The sequence below is a fragment of the Allobosea sp. P4_H5 genome, from assembly GCF_056400825.1.
In genome coordinates, this window is record NZ_JBFUKM010000010.1 from 36,156 (window position 1) to 53,226 (window position 17,071).

Consider the following 17,071-nt stretch of genomic DNA (forward strand, 5'->3'; position numbering starts at 1 on the left):
TCCGGAGTGTCCTTCGATCAGGCCGGACCGCGAAGCTCTGACACATTGACGGGACAAGACGCGCCTGTTCCAACCCGCCCGGGCCGCCGGATGGCCTCGGAAAAATGGACGACAACGTCATGACAGCCAGCAACCGCGTCGTCCTCTCCAGCGACCATGCCGCCATTCCGCTCCGCCAGGCCATCGCCGCTCATGTCGCGGCGCAGGGCTGGGTCGTGGTCGACGTCGGGCCGACGACGCCGGAGGGCACGCATTATCCCAAGCATGGCGAAGCGGCGGCACGGCTCGTCGCCTCCGGCGACTGTCGGCTCGGCATCATCCTGTGCGGCACCGGGCAGGGCATCATGATGGCGGCGAACAAGGTGAAGGGCATCCGTTGCGGCGTCTGCTCCGACACGTTCTCAGCCCGCATGATCCGTCAGCACAACGACGCCAACATGCTGTCGATCGGCGCGCGCGTCGTCGGTGAAGGGCTGGCGCTCGACATCGTCGATGCGTTCCTGAACACCGGGTTCGAGGGGGGCCGGCATGCGACGCGGGTGGAGATGATCGGGGCGCTGGAAAGCTAGCGCCGTCACCGGCTTCGTTCGAAGTAAGCTAGATGCGCTCGACGGGGACGCCGATCTTGTAGCCCTTGCCGCTGACGGTCGCGATGATCCCCGACTTGTCGGTGTCCCCCAACTTCTTGCGCAGGCGTGCGACCAGAGCATCGACGCTGCGTGCGTCGACATCGGTGAAGCGGTTGCTGATGACCTCGATCAGATAGTCGCGGCTGAGAGGATGGCCATTGCTCTCGATGAGCGCGGCCAAGAGGTCGAACTCGCCGCGGGTCAGGCGCATGGGCTCGCCGTTGTTCATCGCGAGCTCGCGGCGCAGCAGGTCGATCGTGAACGGTCCGAAGATCGCCACGGTGTTGCGGCGCGCCGTGTCGCGCTCGGTCCGGCGGCGGCGTAGCAGCGAACGAGCCCTGGCAAGCAAGTCGCGCAGATCGACCGGCTTGCTGACATAGTGATCGCCGGCGAGCTCGAGCCCGACGATGCGATCGACATCGGCGTCGCGCCGCGTCACGAAGATGATGCCGGCATCGGAGGCCGATTGAAGTTCCCGGGCGAGCTCCAGGCCGTCGCCGTCGGGCAGGACGACATCGATGAAGATCAGGTCCGGCCTGAAGCGTCGCACCGCCTGCCTGGCCTGGGCGATGGTCTCGGCTTCCTCGACCTGGAAGCCCTGATCGGTGAAATAGCCGGCGATGACCGTGCGGGTGACGGGGTCGTCCTCGACGATGACGAGCCGGTCGCGGAAGGTCGCATCCATCAGCTCTGCTTCCCCTGTCGGCGCTCCGGTTCTTGCGCGATTCGGCCGAGCGGACGATTCTACAGGGACGGATACGCCGCAAGCGGTCGAGCCTGCGGATGTTGACGGCTGTTCACCGCGCGGTCAAAGGGCGGGCGACTATCCATCGCTGGTTATGCCGGCGATTGGCGGAAGGAGATGCGTCGGCGCCACCAAGTCGGGCTGCCGGCCTGATGGCGCCAATGCATCATGCGCTCAGATCACCCGGCGCGGGTCCAGCGCGTCGCGCAGGCCGTCGCCGATGAAGTTGATCGACAGCACGGTCAGGAAGATCGCCGCGCCCGGGAAAAGCGCCCAGTGCGGGGCGGTGTCGAGATGGTCCTTGGCGTCGAAGAGCAGGCGCCCCCAGGTCGGGATATCAGGCGGGAAGCCGAGGCCGAGGAAGGAGAGCGTCGATTCCGCGATGATCGCCGAGGAGACCTCGATCGTCGAGGCGACGATGACCGGGCCGACCGCGTTGGGCAGGATGTGCCGCGTCATCTGGCGGAATTTGGTGGCGCCCTGGGCCTTGGCGGCTTCGACGAACTCCTTTTCGCGCAGCGAGAGGAACTGCGCGCGGACCAACCGGGCGACCGGCATCCAGCGCAGGCCGCCGATGACGACGACGATCAGGATGAAGACGCCGCCCTCGACGCCGAACAATGCCTTGAGCTGCTCGCGGAACAGATAGATCACGAGTAGCAGCAGCGGCAGCTGCGGCAGCGACAGGAATAGGTCCGTCACCCACATCAGCACGGGGTCGGCGATCTTGCGCGACATGCCGGCCGTGGCGCCGATTAGGACGCCGACGGTGGTCGCGACCACCATGGCAGCGAGGCCGACGGCGAGAGAGATGCGCCCGCCATACATCATCCGCGCCAGGATATCCTGGCCGAGATCGTCGGTGCCGAAGGGATGCGCCAGCGACGGGCCCTGGAGCTGCGCCGAGAAGTCGATGTCGTTGATCGGAACGGGCCAGAACCAGGGGCCGACGACTACGCCGAGGATCAGCAAGGCGAGGATGAGCGCGCTCGCCATGGCGAGCTTGTGGCGGCGGAAGCGCCGCCAGGTTTCACGTCCGGGCGAGACCGATACGGCCGCCCCGGCGTTGCCCACGGCCGGATCAGCCGAAGGAGATGCGAGGGTCGAGCCAGCCATAGAGCAGATCCGCGATGAGGTTGAAGAGGACGACCAGGCAGGCGAAGACGAAGGTCACGGCCATGATCACGGGGGTGTCGTTGGCGAGGATCGCGTCGATCAGAAGCGAGCCGATGCCGGGGATCCGGAAGATCTGCTCGGTGACGATGGCGCCGCCGAACACCGCCGGCATCTGTAGGGCGACGAGCGTCACCACCGGGATCAGCGCGTTGCGGGTGATGTGCCGGAGCGTGACCCGCTTCTCGCTGAGACCCTTGGCGCGTGCCGTCGTGACGTAGTCGAGCCGGATCACGTCGAGCACGGCCGAGCGGACATAGCGCGTATACGACGCCGCCTGGAATAGGCCGAGCACCGTGATCGGCATGATCGCCTGACGGAACATCTCCCAATACCAGCGCCAGCCGCTCGCGGCGATGTCGGAGCGGTAGACGAAGGGGAACCAGTCGAGCTTGATCGAGAACAGCAGGATCAGCAGCAGGCCGGTGAAGAAGGTCGGCAGCGAGAAGCCGACGAAGGCGAGCGTATTGGCGATCTGGTCGAAGACCGAATAGGGCCGCGTCGCCGCGTAGATGCCGACCGGCAGCGCGATGCACAGCGCCAGGATCTGCGAGGTGCCGACGACGAAGAGCGTGGTCGGCACGCGCTGCATGATCAGGGTGTCGACATTGATGCGGCTGGCGAAAGAGAAGCCCCAGTCGCCCTGTGCCATGGCGGAGAGCCAGCGCAGGTAGCGCACCATGATCGGGTCGTTGAGGCCGAAGCTGGCGCGCAGGGCTTCGCGTACCTCGGGCGGGACGTTGGGGTTGGTCGCCATCTCCGAGAACGGATCGCCCGGCGCCAGCGCCAGGACCGTGAACAGGATCAGGCTGATGCCGAGCAGGCTCGGTATGGCGATCAGCAATCGCCGCAGAAGATAAGTCGCCATCAAGGATTCCCGTGAAGCGGGGTGTCGCTAAAGCGAACTGCGCGGGCCGATGGCGCTGAGACACCATCGGGCCGAACCAGCTCGCGCGGAAGCGGCAGGGGCCGCTCGCGGACGATAACGGTCGTCCGCGAGCGGTTTAGCCAGCCTCAGCTGCGATACCAGGCAGCCACGTTCCAGGTGTCGACGTCCCAGCCGCTGTGATCGTGCATCAGGTTGGTCACCGAGGCGGCGACGCGGGTGCGCGAGAGCAGCGGCAGGATCACATTCGCTTCACAGAAGATCTCGTCGACCTTGATCAGCAACGCAGCGCGCTTGGCCGGGTCGAGCTCCTTCTGGGCAGCCTTGTAGGCCTCGTCGGCCGCAGGATCCGAATAGCGCGAGACGTTCCGGCCCAGCCACTTGTTCTCCTTGTTGGCGATCTCCCAGGAGGTGAACTGGTTGAGGAAGCGTTCCGGATCGGGCTGTGGCTGGGTCGTCGTGTACATTTCGATGTCGACGTAGAGCTTGGTGTAGGTGTCGGGGTTCGCCACGTCGGAAGAGAAGAACACAGACGCCGTCACCGACTTCAGCTCGAGGTCGATGCCGGCCTTCTGGCAGGCCTGCTTGATGATCGCCTGCGTCTTCTGGCGCGGGGCATTGATCGAGGTCTGGTAGACGTATTTGAGCTTCTTGCCGTCCTTCTCGCGGATGCCGTCTGCTCCGCGCTTGTAGCCGGCGTCGTCGAGGATCTTGTTGGCCTTGTCGACGTTGAACTCGTATTTCAGCTTCTGCGACCTGAACTGCTTGGGCTCGTTGACGAAGCTCGCCGTCGCGGTGCCGCCGCGGCCATAGATGAACTTCTGGATCGAGTCGCGGTCGATCAGAAGGTTGAACGCCTGGCGCACCTTGGGATCCGACAGGGTCGGATGCTTGGTCTTGATGCTGGAACGCTCGCCGTCGACCTCGGTCCAGGGGTCGGTGGTGTTGAGGATGATGAATTCGATGTCGCCCGACGGCACGGCGCTGACCTTGCCGCGGCCGCCGGTCTCCATCTTCTTGAGGACCTCGTCCTCGACCTGCAGGTTCCAGGCATAATCGAACTCGCCGGTCTGCAGCACGGCACGGGCCGCCGAGACCGCATCGCCGCCGCCCTTGACCTCGATCGTGTCGAAATGCGGCTGGTTCTTGACGTGATAGTCCTCGTTGCGCGTGCCGGTGAGGATGTCGCCCGGCTTGAACTCGGCGAACTTGTAGGGGCCGGTGCCGACCGGCTTCAGATTGGCCGGAGCCTCGCGCGATTTCGCGCCCTTGTACTCGCCGAAATGGTGCTTGGGCAGAATCTGGCCGACGACGCCGACGAAGGGATCGGCCCAGAACGGCGTCGCTTCCTTGAAGATCACCTTGACGGTGTGGTCGTCGACCTTCTCGACCTTGATGTTGGTGTAGGAGCCGGTGGTGTAGGCGGCGGTCGCCGGATCGGCGGCGTATTCCCAGGTGAAGACGACGTCGTCGGCAGTGAAGGGCTTGCCGTCATGCCATTTGACGCCCTGCTTCAGCTTCCAGGTCACCACCTTGCCATCTTCGGAGAGCCCGCCATTGGCCCGGGTCGGGACTTCGGCGGCGAGCTGCGGCGTCAGGTTGCCGTCCTTGTCCCAGCCGGCAAGCGGCTCGAAGAAGATGCGGCCGGCGATCTGGTCCTTGGTGCCGCTGGCGAAATGCGGGTTGAGCAGCGTCGGTGCCTGCCAGAGCAGGATCTTGAGCGGCCCGCCGCCGCCAGCCTTGGTCGGCTTGTAGGCCAGAGACGCCTGCGCCATGGCGACGTTGTTCCAGGCCAGGATCTGCGAGGCGATCGGCGCCGTGATGCCGACGGCAGCCAGTCTACGAATGAAGGAGCGGCGGGAGATCGCGCCATCCTTCACGTTCTCGATCAAGCTGCTCAGCGTACGCTCGTCCATCATATTCCCCTGTTTTAGCTGGCCTATTATGAGATGGCCCGGAGGGGAGCCTAATGCATGCTCGGCCCGGCGGCTATGCCCAGTTTTGGCCGCAAATCCGGCATTCCGCCTGGATAAGGGGCATAGCCTTGCGTCAGCTGGTCGCGATCTCGCGTGCGAGATTGGCGAGATAGCCGCACTCGTCGGCGGATTCGTTGTTCCACCACATCGCGCAAAGATTGTGCGAGGGGATCGGCGGATCGGCTTCGAGCACGCGCAGCGCCAGCTTCTCGCCGGAGAGGTGGATCATCTCGCGCGGGATCATCGCCGCGCCGGTGCCGGCGCTGGCGAGGCGGGCGATCACGGTCAGCGGATTGCAGGTGTTGAGGCGGCGTGGCTTCAGTCCATGCGCGCCGAACCACATCTGAATCGTGGTGAACAGGCCGGACGGCGAGCTGTTGGTGAAGATCGGCAGGTCGACAAGGTTCTCCGGCGTCGCGACATTGCCAGCAAAGGGCAGGCCTTCGCCCACCACCCAGACGAGATCGATCAGCCAGAGCGGGACGATGGTGATCCCTTCATGGGCGCGTGGCTGCGAGAGGAAGGCGATATCGATCGAGCGGTCGAGCAGGAGCTGCTCGAGCTTGGTGCTGAAGTCGACGGTGACGTCGACCTGCAATTCGGCATGGCGGCGCGCCAGCTGGGCGAGCAGGTCCGGCAGGATGGCGGCGGCGAAGGAATCGGCGGCGCCGATGCGCAGCAGGCTCTTGCCGCGCAAGCCGTCCTTGCTGTGGCGCTGCACCTGCTCGGCATGGGCCAGCATGCGCTCGACATCGGCATAGATCGCATGGCCCAGCGTCGTCGGCACGGGGCGGTAGAGCGAGCGGTCGAAGAGCTCGCCGCCGAGGATGCGCTCGAGTTCCTTGATGCGCAGGCTGACTGTCGGTTGCGACAGGTTGAGATGCATGGCGGCGGCGCGGAAGCCGCCGAGCCGGGCCACCCAGTAGAACGCTTCCGCCTGACCGAAGGTATAGCGCATCGCCAAGATGATAGCCTGAGGCAATCGAGCGGCAAGCACTTCTTATTTTTATTCGCCGCCCCGGCGCTCTAGCTTTCTCGTGTTCGGCGCGGCGCCGGTCTCCGGCGCCGCCAAGGCATTGCCATAAAACAGGGGGACTCCGATGCTGACCGTGCCGACAAATCGCCGTGCGTTTCTCGCAGCTGCAGCAGGCGGCGCCCTGGGCGGCCTCTTGCCCGCGAGCCTGCTCCAGGCCCAACCGAACAATGGCAAGACGCTGACCATCGTCCTGCCGAGCAATCCGATTACCATCGATCCGATAAACCAGCTCAATCACGACGCCATGGTGCTCGGCCAGACCGTGTTCGAGAACCTGGTCGAGTACGATGTCGACGGCGTGCTGAAGCCGCAGCTCGCCAAGGCCCTGCCGGTGATTTCGGCCGACAAGAAGACCTACACATTCGACTTGCGCGACGACGTCACCTTTCACAACGGCAAGAAGATGACGGCGGAGGATGTGAAATACTCCTTCGATTACCTGCTCGATCCCGCCAACAAGGCGGCGCGCCGCTCGCTCTTCACCCGCATCACCAAGGTCACGGTGCTGGATCCGCTCAAGGTGCAGTTCGAGCTGTCGGAGCCTTACGGCCCCTGGCTCTATTTCCTGACCAAATACATGGGCATCTACCCGGCCGGCTCGCGCAAGGAGCATGGCGACGACTATTTCAAGTCGAAGCCTGCCGGCGTCGGCACCGGCTTCGGTGTCTTCGAGGAGTGGAAGCCGAACGACTATATCAGCTTCAGGAAGAACCCGAATTACTGGCGCAAGGGTCTGCCGCATTGGGACCGGCTCGTCGTCAAGATGATCCCGGAGGACGCGACCCGCGTCGCCTATCTGCTGACCGGCCAGGTCGACCTGATCAGCGCGCCGCCGCCGCGCGAGTTCAACCGGCTGAAGACCATGCCGGGTATCACCGGCGCCTCGCGCCCGACGCTGGGCGGGGCGCTGCTGATGTACACCAACAACCTGAAAGCCCCCTTCGACGATGTGAACTTCCGCAAGGCGGTCTCCGCCGCGATCGATCGCAAGACGATCGGCGAGAAGGTCTATTACGGGCTGCTCGAGCCCTCGTCCGTGCCGGCGCCTTCGCGCGGCTGGTGGTTCAACGCCGAGGCGGACAAGGAGCTCGGCTTCGATCTCGACAAGGCGAAAGCCCTGCTCGCCAAGTCGAAATACGCCAGCGGCGCCGAGTTCGACCTCAGCATCCAGGCCGAGCCCTATCTGCTCGACACCAAGGATGCGGCGATCTTCGTGCAGGCGCAGCTCGCCAAGATCGGCATCAAGGTAAATCTCAAGGTCTATGAGTTCTCGGTCCTGATCCAGCAGGCGATCCGCGGCGAGCATCAGGCGGCGCTGCAGGTCTTCATGTCGCCGGGCGAGCCGAGCTACATCATGCAGGTCTGCCTGACGCCGGAGCAGGTGCTGTCCAAGAGCTCCGGCTACAACAATCCCGAGTTCAACCAGACGCTGGCGGCGGCCTTCGCGGAGACGGAAGAAGCCAAGCTCAAGGAGCTCTACGGCAAGCTGCAGGCACTTGCCGCCCGCGACGCGCCGCTCGGCGTGCTCGGCTATGTCCACGCCTCCAATCTCTGGCGGCAGGCGCTGCAGGATGTGAAGGTCAACCAGGGCCTGACCATCGCGCCGGGCGAGGTCAAGGTTTGATGTCCCGTTGGGCGGTCGTCCCGGGCGAGCGTAGCTCGACCCGGGATCCATTCCGGAACCTCTTTCGGAAAGGCCCAGGAATGGATCCCGGATCTGCGCTTCGCTCTGTCCGGGATGACAAGAGAGTCACATTGGACCGTACCCGTCTCTAGGACCGCAGGCTCATGCTCCGCCTCGTCGCAGGCCGCATCATCTCCTCGATCGGCACGCTGCTCTTCGTCGGCCTCGCGCTGTTCGCGCTGACGCGCTCCGGTCCGGGCTCCCCGGCCCGGATCGTGCTCGGGGCTGACGCGACCGCTGAGCAGATCATGCAGTTCGAGCAGGCGCATGGCCTCGACCGGCCGTTCCTCTCGCAATACGTCGCCTGGCTCGGCGACATCTTGCGCGGGGATTTCGGCAAGTCCTTCGTCACCGGTCGCGACGTCGCGACCGACATTGTGAGCGCCCTGCCGGTGACGCTGGCGATCGTCGTCTTCGCCTTCCTGATCGCGCTCGTCTTCGGGATCGGTATCGGCGTGCTCGCGGCGCTCAAGCCGGGCGGAGCCTTCGACCGGGTCAGCCGCTTGGCCTCGGTGCTCGGGCTGTCGATCCCGGCCTTCTGGCTCGGCATCGTGCTGATCCGCTTCCTCGCGGTCGATCTGCGCCTGTTGCCGCCCGGCGGCTATTTTCCGCTCGCGGCCGGGCTGTCGCTGCATTTGCAGAGCATCCTGATGCCCTCGCTCTCGCTCGCGGTCTACTACATCGCCGTCCTCGCGCGGATGACGCAGGCGAGCCTGCAGGAGACTTTGCGCGGCGATTATGTCCGCACCGCCCGCGCCATGGGGCTCTCGTCCCGCCAGGTCGTGTTCTATGCGCTGGTTAACGCGCTGCCTCCAGTGGTCAATCTTGCGGCGCTCTCCTTCGGCTACATGTTCGGCTGGGCGCTGATCATCGAGCAGGTCTTCAACATCCCCGGCCTGTCGCGCGCGCTCCTCAACGCGATCTCGCAGCGCGACTTCCTGCTGCTGCAGGGCATCGTCTTCCTGTTCACCGCGATCTTTGTCTTCGCCAATCTCGGCGCCGATCTGATCAACCGCGTGCTCGATCCGCGCCAGAGGGCGACGGCATGAGCGGCCTGCGGAAAACCCTTGATGGCCTCGACTGGAGCGGCTGGCTCGGGGCCGGCATCGTCGGGCTGATCGTGCTCGCCGCGATCTTCGCGCCGCTGATCGCGCCCTATGATCCGCTCGCGCTCAATATCGAGGACAGGCTCGCCGCGCCTGACGCTCGGCACTGGCTTGGCACCGACCAGGGCGGCCGTGACGTGCTGAGCCGCATCCTGTTCGGCGCGCGCGCCTCGCTCTCGGTCGGTATCGGTGCGGTGCTGATCGGCGCGCTGATCGGTGTCTCCGCCGGGGTCTTCGCCGCCTATAAGGGCGGGCTCGGCGAGCAGATCGTGATGCGCATCGTCGACGGCGTCGCCTCGATCCCGCTTCTGGTTTGGGCGATCGCGATCGTCGGTATTCTCGGCGTCGGGCCGCTGCCGGTCGGTCCTCTGCTCCTGCCGAACGAGGTCAAGATCGTTGTCCTCGTCGGCTGCCTGTTCTCGCCGGTCTTTGCCCGCGTCACCTACGCGGTGGCCAGGCGCATCGCCGGCACCGACTATGTCCGCGCCCGCTTCCTGCAAGGCGCTTCGCATTGGGACATCGTGATCAGCGATGTGCTGCCCAACTGCTTGTCGCCGATCATCGTGCAGGGCACGCTGCTGGTCGCGATCGGCATCGTCATCGAGGCCTCGATCAGCTTCGTCGGCCTCGGCGTGCAGCCGCCGCAGCCGAGCTGGGGCACCATGCTCTCCGACGCCCGCAGCGCGATCTATTCCGGCGAATGGTGGCTGCCGGTCTTCCCGGGCCTCGCGATCTCGCTGACCGTGATCGGCTTCAACCTGCTGGGCGATGCGGTGCGCGAATTGTTCGACCCGCGCAGCGAAGCCAGGACACTGGTCGCATGAGCCAGGCCTTGCTCAGCGTCGAGGGCCTGCGCGTCGGCTTCCGCTCGGCCGATGGCGGCATGGTCGAGGCGGTGCGCGGCGTCGACTTCTCAGTCGCGCCGGGCGAGGCCGTCGGCATCGTCGGAGAGTCCGGCTCGGGCAAGAGCCTCAGCATGCTCGCGGTGATGCGCCTGCTCGGCGCGCCGGCGCGCGCCACCGGCGGGCGCGTGATCTTCGACGGCCAAGACCTGCTCGCCGCCGATGAAAGGCGCATGCGGGCGCTGCGCGGTCGCGACATTGCCATGGTCTTCCAGGATCCGCAGAGCTCGCTCAACCCGGCGCTGACCATCGGCCGCCAGATCACCGACGTGGTGCGGGCTCATCGCGGTGTTTCGGCCGCGGAAGCCAAGCGCATCGCGGCGGAAGCGCTCGAGCGCGTCGGCATCCGCGATGCCGGCCGGCGCCTCGCCTCCTACCCGCACGAATTCTCCGGCGGGATGCGCCAGCGCGCCCTGATCGCCATGGCGATCGCCTGCCGCCCGCGCCTGCTGATCGCCGACGAGCCGACCACGGCGCTCGACGTCACGGTGCAGGCGCAGATCGTCGACCTGATCGCCGAGCTGCGCCGCGAGCTCGGCCTCGCCGTCGTCTTCATCTCGCACAATCTCCAGCTCGTCGCCGAGATCGTCGACCGCGTCGTGGTGATGTATGACGGCAAGGTCGTCGAGGACGGGCCGGTCGAGGCGATCGAGCGCGCTCCGCGTCATCCCTATACCAGCCTGCTAAAGGCCTGCGTGCCGAGCCTCTCCGGCCCGGTCGGCCCGCTGACCGCAATCGAAGGCGCGCCGCCGCGGCTTGGCCGCCTGCCGGTAGGCTGCCCGTTTTCGCCGCGCTGTCCCGACGCGGCCGAGAGCTGCAGCCACCAGATGCCGCCGCTCATCGATGAAGCCGGGCATCGTACCGCTTGCTGGAGGCCGCGATGACCGGCCCGATCCTCTCGCTGCGCAGTGTCTCCAAATCCTTCGCGCAAGGCGGGCTGCTCGACCGTCTGCTCGGGCGCGACGAAAGGCTCATTGCTCTCGATGATGTTAGCCTCGACGTGATGCGCGGCGATGTCGTCGGCATCGTCGGCGAGAGCGGTTCGGGCAAATCGACATTGGCGGGGCTCGCGGTCGGGCTGGCGAAGCCGAGCTCAGGCGACGTCCTGCTCGATGGCCAGTTGATGGCGGAGCTGATGAGGGACCATGCCGGGCCGTGGAGGCGGCGCGTGCAGATGGTCTTTCAGGATTCGAGCAGTGCGCTGAACCCGCGCAAGAGCGTGGCGCGCTGCATCAGTGAGACGCTGGCGCTGCGCGGCGTACCGAAGGCGCAATGCGAGAGCGAGATCGCCGAACTGCTGACGCTGGTCGGGCTCGGCCCCGAGATCGGGCCGCGCCTGCCGCATGAGCTCTCCGGTGGCCAGCGCCAGCGCATCGGCCTGGCGCGCGCCCTGGCGATGAAGCCGGAGGTGCTGATCGCCGACGAGCCGGTCTCGGCGCTCGACGTCTCCCTGCAAGCGCAGGTGATCAATCTCCTGTCGCGATTGACCCGCGAACTCGGGCTGACGCTGCTCTTCATCAGCCATGATCTGGCTCTGGTGCGCACGCTGTGCAGCCGCATCGTCGTGATGCGCAAGGGCGCGATCGTCGAGCAGGGCCCTTGCCTCGATGTGCTCGGCCGGCCGCAGCACCCCTACACCCAAGCCCTCATCGCGGCCGTGCCGAAGGGCCTCGCCGGTCGGCGCACGCCGCTGCCCGTCCGTGCCGACGCGGCCGCTCCAGAAACCCGGGAAGACATCCATGGCGCAGCATAGCTACCGGATCGGCATCGACATCGGCGGCACCTTCACCGATGTCGTCGTCGCGCGCGATGATGGCTTGATCGAGACCCGCAAGGTGCCGTCGACCCCGGACGATTACAGCCGCGGCATCGCCCAGGCGCTGAAGGCGCTGGTCGAGGACTACCAGACCACGCCCGACCGCATCACCGGCATCGTCCATGCGACGACGGTCGCGACCAACGCCATCCTCGAATACAAGGGCGCCCGCACCGGCCTCCTGACCACAGCCGGCTTCCGCGACGTGCTCGAAATGCGCCGGCTGCGCATCCCGGTGCTCTACGACCTGCAATACGACAAGCCGAAGCCGCTGGCGGCCAGGCATTTGCGGCTTGAGGCGCGCGAGCGGCTCGCAGCGGATGGCTCGGTGCGGATCCCGCTCTCGAAAGAGGATGTCGTCGCGGCTGCGCGGCGCTTTCGCGAGGAGGGCGTCGAGGCGGTCGCGATCAGCTTCCTGCATGCCTATGCCAATCCCCAGCACGAGATCGAGGCTGAAGACATCCTGCGCACCGAGCTGGGCGACGGCGTCTATATCTGCCGCGGCTCGGAAATCCTGCCGGAGATCCGCGAATACGAGCGCATCTCGACCGTGGTGGTGAACGCCTATATCGGCCCGGTCGTGCGCAACTACGCCAGCGCGCTGACGGCGCGGCTCGCCTCGATCGGGGTCACCTGCCAGGTCGAGATGATGCATTCGGGCGGCGGCATCATGCGGCTGGGCTCGGCGGTCAAGCGCGCAGCGTCGCTGGTCGAATCCGGCCCGGCAGCCGGCGTCATCGCCTGCGCGCGGCTGGTCTCGGGAAGCGACGAGCCCAGCATCATCTCCTTCGACATGGGCGGCACCACCGCCAAGGCGGCGCTGATCGAGCATGGCGAGCCGGCCCGCACCACCGAATACGAGGTCGGCGCCGGCATCAATCTGTCGAGCAAGCTGGTCAAGGGCGGCGGCTATCCGATCAAGATGCCGTTCATCGACGTCTCTGAGATCGGCGCCGGCGGCGGCAGCATCGTCGCGATCGACAAGATGAACCAGGTCTCGGTCGGGCCGCAGAGCGCCGGAGCCTGGCCTGGCCCGGTCTGCTATGGGCTTGGCGGCAAGCAGGCGACGCTGACCGACGCCTTCCTGACGCTCGGCTACATCAACGACATCGCGCTGGCCGGCGGCAGTTTCCCGCTCAAGGCCGATGCCGGCCGCGCCGCGCTGAACGACCAAGTCGCGCGCCCGCTCGGCCTCGACCTCCAGCAGACGGCGCGCGGCGTGCTGACGCTCGCGGTCACCACCATGACGCGGGCGGTCAAGGCGGTCTCGACCTATCGCGGCCGCGATCCGCGCCAGGCGACTCTGGTCGCCTTCGGCGGCAACGGGCCGGTGGTCGCGGCCGAGGTCGCGAGCGCGCTCGGTATCCGCCGCGTCATCGTCCCGCGCGCAGCCGGCGTCTTCAGCGCGCTCGGCCTGCTACGCTCCGATGTCGAGCAGGAGTTCGTGCGGCCATCGCGGCGGCGGGCGGGCGAGCTCGACGATGCCGGGCTGGAGCAGCTCTTCGCCGAGCTTGGCATGGATGCCAGCCGCATCCTTTCGCTCGAAGGCTATGATCTCGCACAGGCCGAATTCCGCTATGCGGCCGACCTGCGCTATGTCGGCCAGGCCTATGAGTTGACGGTGCCGGCGAGGCGCTTCGACATTGCCGAGCTCAACGAGCTGTTCCATCGCGAGCACGAGCGTACCTATGGCCATCGCTCGCAGAAGGACGCGGTCCACCTCGTCAATGCCCGCCTGACGGCGCGGCTGCCGCTGATCGCCCCGCGCCAGCAATTCGCTGCGGAGGCGCCGATGCGCCGGGCCGATCGGACTGTCTCCTTCAACGCCAACGGGTCCGCGGCCTCGATCGCCGTGATCGGCCGGGCCGATCTGGATGCTACAGCGCGGCGAGGACCCTTCGTCATCGAGGAATATGACTGCACCTGCGTCGTCGGCCCCGGCCAGAGCGCGCGGCTCGACGAGGCCGGCAATATCGACATCGCCCTGGAGGCCGCATGAGCATGCACGAGATCGACCCGATCACCCTCGAAGTGATCCGCAACGCGCTGGCCTCGACTGCCGACGAGATGGCGCTGATCGTGATGCGCTCGGCCTATTCGCCGGTGGTGCGCGACATCATGGATTACTCGACCGCCCTCTGCGATGCGAAGGGCAGGGTGATCGCGCAGGGGCTGACCCTGCCGATCCAGCTCTGCTCCTTCCCGCGCATCATGGGCTTCGTCCGCGAGCGTTATGGCGACACGCTGAAACCCGGCGACGTGCTGATCGCTAACGACCCCTATGGCTCCGGCGGCCAGCATCTGCCGGATATCTATATCCTCAAGCCAATCTTCGTCGCCGGCCGGCTTTCAGGCTTTGCGGCCACCGTGGCGCACCACACCGATCTCGGCGGCATCGTGCCCGGCTCGGTCGCGATCTACGCCACCGAGATCCAGCAGGAAGGCCTGCGCATCCCGCTGCTGAAGCTCTACGAGGCCGGCGAGCCGGTCGATTCCGTCTTCCGCATCATCGAGGCGAACACACGCTCGCCGGTCGAGGTGCTCGGCGATATCCGCGCCCAGATTGCCGCCTGCAACGTCGCCGAGGAGGGGCTGAAGACGCTGATCGGCCGCTATGGCGCCGAAATGCTCGGCGCCTATATCGATGCACTGCACGACCATGCCGAGGCGATGATGCGCGACGTCATCCGCGCCTTGCCGAACGGCGTCTATCGCGCCACCGATTATATCGACGGCGTCGGCGAGAATCCTGAGCCGCTGCCGATCGTCGCGACCGTCACCGTCGCTGATGACACGATCGACATCGATTTCACCGGGACGGCCGACCAGGTCGCGGCCTCGATCAACTGCCCGATCTCGCTGCCGGAATCGGCCGCCTTCTGCGCGATCCGCTGCCTGTCGCAGCAGGATATACCCAATTGCGAGGGGTACCTGCGGCCGATCACGGTCAGGGCGCCCGAGGGCTGCCTGGTCAATCCGCGCTATCCGGCAGCCTGCGGTGCGCGCGGCGTCGTCGGCTACCGCGTCTTCGACGCGATCATGCAGGCGTTGGCGCAGATCGTACCGGAACGGGCCATGGGTGGCTCCGAGGGCGGGCCCTATCTGCTGGCCGCCGGCGGCACGCATGAGGGGCGCCCGTTTGTGCTCAACGAGATGGTGGTCGGTACCTGGGGCGCCCGCGCCGGCAAGGACGGGATCGAGGGCATCTCCAACCCTGCCGCCAATCTCTCCAACCAGCCGGTCGAGATGATCGAGGCCGACATGCCGGTCGAGGTGCTGCGCTATGGCCTCGTGCCCGATACCGGCGGGCCGGGCGAGTTCCGCGGCGGGCTCTCGCTCATCCGCGAATTCCGCTTCCTGTCGCCGGTCCGCTTCGTGCTGCGCGGCGACCGGCGCGACCACCCGCCCTTCGGCTTCGAGGGCGGCAGCCCCGGCGCGCCTTCGGCTCATATCCTGATCCGCGCCGACGGGACTGAGCAGGGCCTGCCGACCATGCCGATGGAGAGCTTCACCGCCCGCGCCGGCGACGTCTTCCGCCTGATCGGGGCCGGCGGCGGCGGCTATGGCGATGCGCTGCGGCGCGATCCGATCCGGATCGAGGACGATCTGCGCGAAGGCAAGGTCACGGCGGCGGGCGCGGCTCGCGACTACGGCGTGGTCTTCGCTGCCGATGGCGTGAGCATTGATCGCGACGCCACCGCACGTCGTCGCGCTGCGCTTGCGGAGGCAAGGACATGAGCGACGCCCTGTTTGGCGCGGCTGCCCTCAACGAACAGCTCGTCGGCGTTCCTGGCAGCCGGGCGCGGCTGGAGACGCCGGCTGCCGTGCTCGATCTCGACCTGTTCGAGCACAATATCGCGCTGATGGCGCAGACCTGCCGGCAGGCCGGGTTGCACCTCAGGCCGCATGCGAAATCGCATAAATGCGCCGAGATCACCCGCCGGCAGATGGCTGCGGGAGCGCTCGGCAATTGCTGCGCCAAACCGGGCGAATTGCTGGCGCTGTTCGAGGGCGGCGTGCGCGACCTCCTGCTCAGCGCCCCGATCGCCAGCCCGGCGAAGATCGACGCACTGGCGCGCGCGGCGGCGGCGGGCGGGCGTATCGGCGTCGTGGTCGACCGCGCCGATCTCGCCACCGCCTACGCCGAGGCGGCGCAGCGGCACGGCGCGGCCTTAGATGTGCTGGTCGATCTCGATGTCGGGCTGAAGCGCAGCGGCGTCGCTACGCCGGCCGAGGCGGTCGAGCTGGCGCGGCTCGTCTCAGGGCTGGACGGGCTGCTCTATCGCGGCGTCCAGGCCTATCAGGGCCGCGTCCAGCATATCGACGACTTCGCCGCGCGCCGCGCCGCCAACCAGGAGATGGGACGGCTGCTCGCCGCCATGATCGAGGCGCTGCGCGACGCGGGCTTCGCGCCGGAGATCGTCTCGGGCGGCGGCACCGGCAGCCATCTCCTGGACGGCGAGGACCGGTTGCTGACCGAGATCCAGGCCGGCTCCTATGTCTTCATGGACGAAGCCTATGACAGCGTCGACATGCATGGCCGCGGTGGGCCGGAGTTCAAGCCGGCGCTGCGCATCGCCGTCACCGTGATCGGGCACAGCTCGCTCGGCTTCGCCATCACCGATGGCGGCAGCAAGAGCTTTGCGCTCGACGGGCCGCCGCCGCGCGCCTTCCTGAATGGCGAACTGGTTGGCCGGATCGAATGGTGCGGCGACGAGTTCGGCCGCATCCTGCCATCGGAAGGGCAGGGCGCGCTGCCGATCGGCACGGTCGTCGAATGCACGGTCCCGCACTGCGACCCGACGATCAACCTGCACGACGTGCTGCACGTCGTGCGCGGCGCCGATCTTGTGGCGCAATGGCCGGTCGAGGCGCGTGGCCGCGCCGACTGATCTGCGCTCGCCCGATGCGGCGCTATACCAAGGTATCGGCCGCGATCCCATCGTCCGATTGATCGCGGTTGTCCTCAGGCGCAGAGAGGCCAGGTCTTCGCGGCGCTGACCGCGAAGCGCTTTCGCAGCAGCCGGCTTTCCGTCGCAGGGACGGGGCCATGACGACCGATCGTGTGCAGCAATCGCTGCGGCGCGCGTCGTCGTGTGCGCCCGTTCGCGCGTCGGA

14 protein-coding genes are annotated in these 17,071 nt (G+C 66.8%); 9 read left to right on the forward strand and 5 right to left on the reverse strand.

The features are described from left to right. The first annotated feature begins 119 nt into the window (after positions 1 to 119). On the forward strand, positions 120 to 569 hold the full coding sequence (gene rpiB, locus AC1DS0_RS20330) for a ribose 5-phosphate isomerase B (protein ID WP_476816102.1): 450 nt from the start codon (positions 120 to 122) through the stop codon (positions 567 to 569). Positions 570 to 597: 28 nt separating this feature from the next. On the opposite strand, the gene AC1DS0_RS20335 is transcribed toward rpiB, so the two are convergent. The 5 genes from AC1DS0_RS20335 to AC1DS0_RS20355 all read right to left on the reverse strand — a co-directional run bounded on the left by AC1DS0_RS20335 (position 598) and on the right by AC1DS0_RS20355 (position 6,367). Then, positions 598 to 1,314 carry a response regulator gene (locus AC1DS0_RS20335; RefSeq protein WP_476816103.1) on the reverse strand — a complete coding sequence of 239 codons (717 nt, stop codon included), beginning with the start codon at positions 1,312 to 1,314 and terminating at the stop codon, positions 598 to 600. 234 nt (positions 1,315 to 1,548) lie between these two features. Beyond that, positions 1,549 to 2,490, reverse strand: coding sequence for an ABC transporter permease (locus AC1DS0_RS20340; protein WP_476816104.1), 942 nt, complete (start codon positions 2,488 to 2,490; stop codon positions 1,549 to 1,551). Next, positions 2,456 to 3,415: an ABC transporter permease gene (locus tag AC1DS0_RS20345; RefSeq protein WP_152011803.1), complete on the reverse strand. Its 960-nt coding sequence runs from the start codon at positions 3,413 to 3,415 to the stop codon at positions 2,456 to 2,458. Before AC1DS0_RS20345 ends, AC1DS0_RS20340 begins: the two co-directional genes overlap by 35 nt. 146 nt (positions 3,416 to 3,561) lie before the next feature. Then, positions 3,562 to 5,349: a peptide ABC transporter substrate-binding protein gene (locus tag AC1DS0_RS20350; RefSeq protein ID WP_476816105.1), complete on the reverse strand. Its 1,788-nt coding sequence runs from the start codon at positions 5,347 to 5,349 to the stop codon at positions 3,562 to 3,564. Between the two features lie 133 nt (positions 5,350 to 5,482). Further along, positions 5,483 to 6,367, reverse strand: coding sequence for a LysR family transcriptional regulator (locus tag AC1DS0_RS20355; protein ID WP_476816308.1), 885 nt, complete (start codon positions 6,365 to 6,367; stop codon positions 5,483 to 5,485). A 142-nt stretch (positions 6,368 to 6,509) separates the two neighbouring features. Between AC1DS0_RS20355 and AC1DS0_RS20360 the strand changes: the two genes are divergently transcribed. The 8 genes from AC1DS0_RS20360 (at position 6,510) to AC1DS0_RS20395 (ending at position 16,845) form a co-directional block, all read left to right on the forward strand. Continuing rightward, positions 6,510 to 8,069: an ABC transporter substrate-binding protein gene (locus AC1DS0_RS20360; RefSeq protein ID WP_476816106.1), complete on the forward strand. Its 1,560-nt coding sequence runs from the start codon at positions 6,510 to 6,512 to the stop codon at positions 8,067 to 8,069. A gap of 164 nt (positions 8,070 to 8,233) precedes the next feature. Beyond that, the gene (locus tag AC1DS0_RS20365) at positions 8,234 to 9,178 is read left to right on the forward strand and encodes an ABC transporter permease (protein ID WP_476816107.1); all 945 of its coding nucleotides are present in this window, start codon (positions 8,234 to 8,236) and stop codon (positions 9,176 to 9,178) included. Then, positions 9,175 to 10,059, forward strand: coding sequence for an ABC transporter permease (locus AC1DS0_RS20370; protein WP_476816108.1), 885 nt, complete (start codon positions 9,175 to 9,177; stop codon positions 10,057 to 10,059). The genes AC1DS0_RS20365 and AC1DS0_RS20370 overlap by 4 nt, the downstream gene beginning before the upstream one ends. Beyond that, a complete protein-coding gene (locus tag AC1DS0_RS20375; RefSeq protein WP_476816109.1) occupies positions 10,056 to 11,021 on the forward strand; it encodes an ABC transporter ATP-binding protein in 966 nt (321 codons plus the stop codon). Before AC1DS0_RS20370 ends, AC1DS0_RS20375 begins: the two co-directional genes overlap by 4 nt. After that, on the forward strand, positions 11,018 to 11,890 hold the full coding sequence (locus AC1DS0_RS20380) for an ATP-binding cassette domain-containing protein (RefSeq protein WP_476816110.1): 873 nt from the start codon (positions 11,018 to 11,020) through the stop codon (positions 11,888 to 11,890). Before AC1DS0_RS20375 ends, AC1DS0_RS20380 begins: the two co-directional genes overlap by 4 nt. Continuing rightward, positions 11,877 to 13,952, forward strand: coding sequence for a hydantoinase/oxoprolinase family protein (locus AC1DS0_RS20385; protein ID WP_476816111.1), 2,076 nt, complete (start codon positions 11,877 to 11,879; stop codon positions 13,950 to 13,952). Before AC1DS0_RS20380 ends, AC1DS0_RS20385 begins: the two co-directional genes overlap by 14 nt. Then, complete coding sequence (locus AC1DS0_RS20390; protein ID WP_476816112.1) at positions 13,949 to 15,691, forward strand: hydantoinase B/oxoprolinase family protein; 1,743 nt, start codon at positions 13,949 to 13,951, stop codon at positions 15,689 to 15,691. The genes AC1DS0_RS20385 and AC1DS0_RS20390 overlap by 4 nt, the downstream gene beginning before the upstream one ends. Further along, entirely contained in the window at positions 15,688 to 16,845 is a 1,158-nt protein-coding gene (locus tag AC1DS0_RS20395) for a DSD1 family PLP-dependent enzyme (RefSeq protein ID WP_476816113.1), read from the forward strand. Before AC1DS0_RS20390 ends, AC1DS0_RS20395 begins: the two co-directional genes overlap by 4 nt. Positions 16,846 to 17,071 lie beyond the last annotated feature (226 nt).

Coding starts and splice junctions, on each gene's coding strand:
- rpiB (WP_476816102.1), top strand. CDS start 120: ATGACAGCCAGCAACCGCGTCGTCCTCTCCAGCGACCATGCCGCCATT.
- AC1DS0_RS20335 (WP_476816103.1), bottom strand. CDS start 1,314: ATGGATGCGACCTTCCGCGACCGGCTCGTCATCGTCGAGGACGACCCC.
- AC1DS0_RS20340 (WP_476816104.1), bottom strand. CDS start 2,490: ATGGCTGGCTCGACCCTCGCATCTCCTTCGGCTGATCCGGCCGTGGGC.
- AC1DS0_RS20345 (WP_152011803.1), bottom strand. CDS start 3,415: ATGGCGACTTATCTTCTGCGGCGATTGCTGATCGCCATACCGAGCCTG.
- AC1DS0_RS20350 (WP_476816105.1), bottom strand. CDS start 5,349: ATGGACGAGCGTACGCTGAGCAGCTTGATCGAGAACGTGAAGGATGGC.
- AC1DS0_RS20355 (WP_476816308.1), bottom strand. CDS start 6,367: ATGCGCTATACCTTCGGTCAGGCGGAAGCGTTCTACTGGGTGGCCCGG.
- AC1DS0_RS20360 (WP_476816106.1), top strand. CDS start 6,510: ATGCTGACCGTGCCGACAAATCGCCGTGCGTTTCTCGCAGCTGCAGCA.
- AC1DS0_RS20365 (WP_476816107.1), top strand. CDS start 8,234: ATGCTCCGCCTCGTCGCAGGCCGCATCATCTCCTCGATCGGCACGCTG.
- AC1DS0_RS20370 (WP_476816108.1), top strand. CDS start 9,175: ATGAGCGGCCTGCGGAAAACCCTTGATGGCCTCGACTGGAGCGGCTGG.
- AC1DS0_RS20375 (WP_476816109.1), top strand. CDS start 10,056: ATGAGCCAGGCCTTGCTCAGCGTCGAGGGCCTGCGCGTCGGCTTCCGC.
- AC1DS0_RS20380 (WP_476816110.1), top strand. CDS start 11,018: ATGACCGGCCCGATCCTCTCGCTGCGCAGTGTCTCCAAATCCTTCGCG.
- AC1DS0_RS20385 (WP_476816111.1), top strand. CDS start 11,877: ATGGCGCAGCATAGCTACCGGATCGGCATCGACATCGGCGGCACCTTC.
- AC1DS0_RS20390 (WP_476816112.1), top strand. CDS start 13,949: ATGAGCATGCACGAGATCGACCCGATCACCCTCGAAGTGATCCGCAAC.
- AC1DS0_RS20395 (WP_476816113.1), top strand. CDS start 15,688: ATGAGCGACGCCCTGTTTGGCGCGGCTGCCCTCAACGAACAGCTCGTC.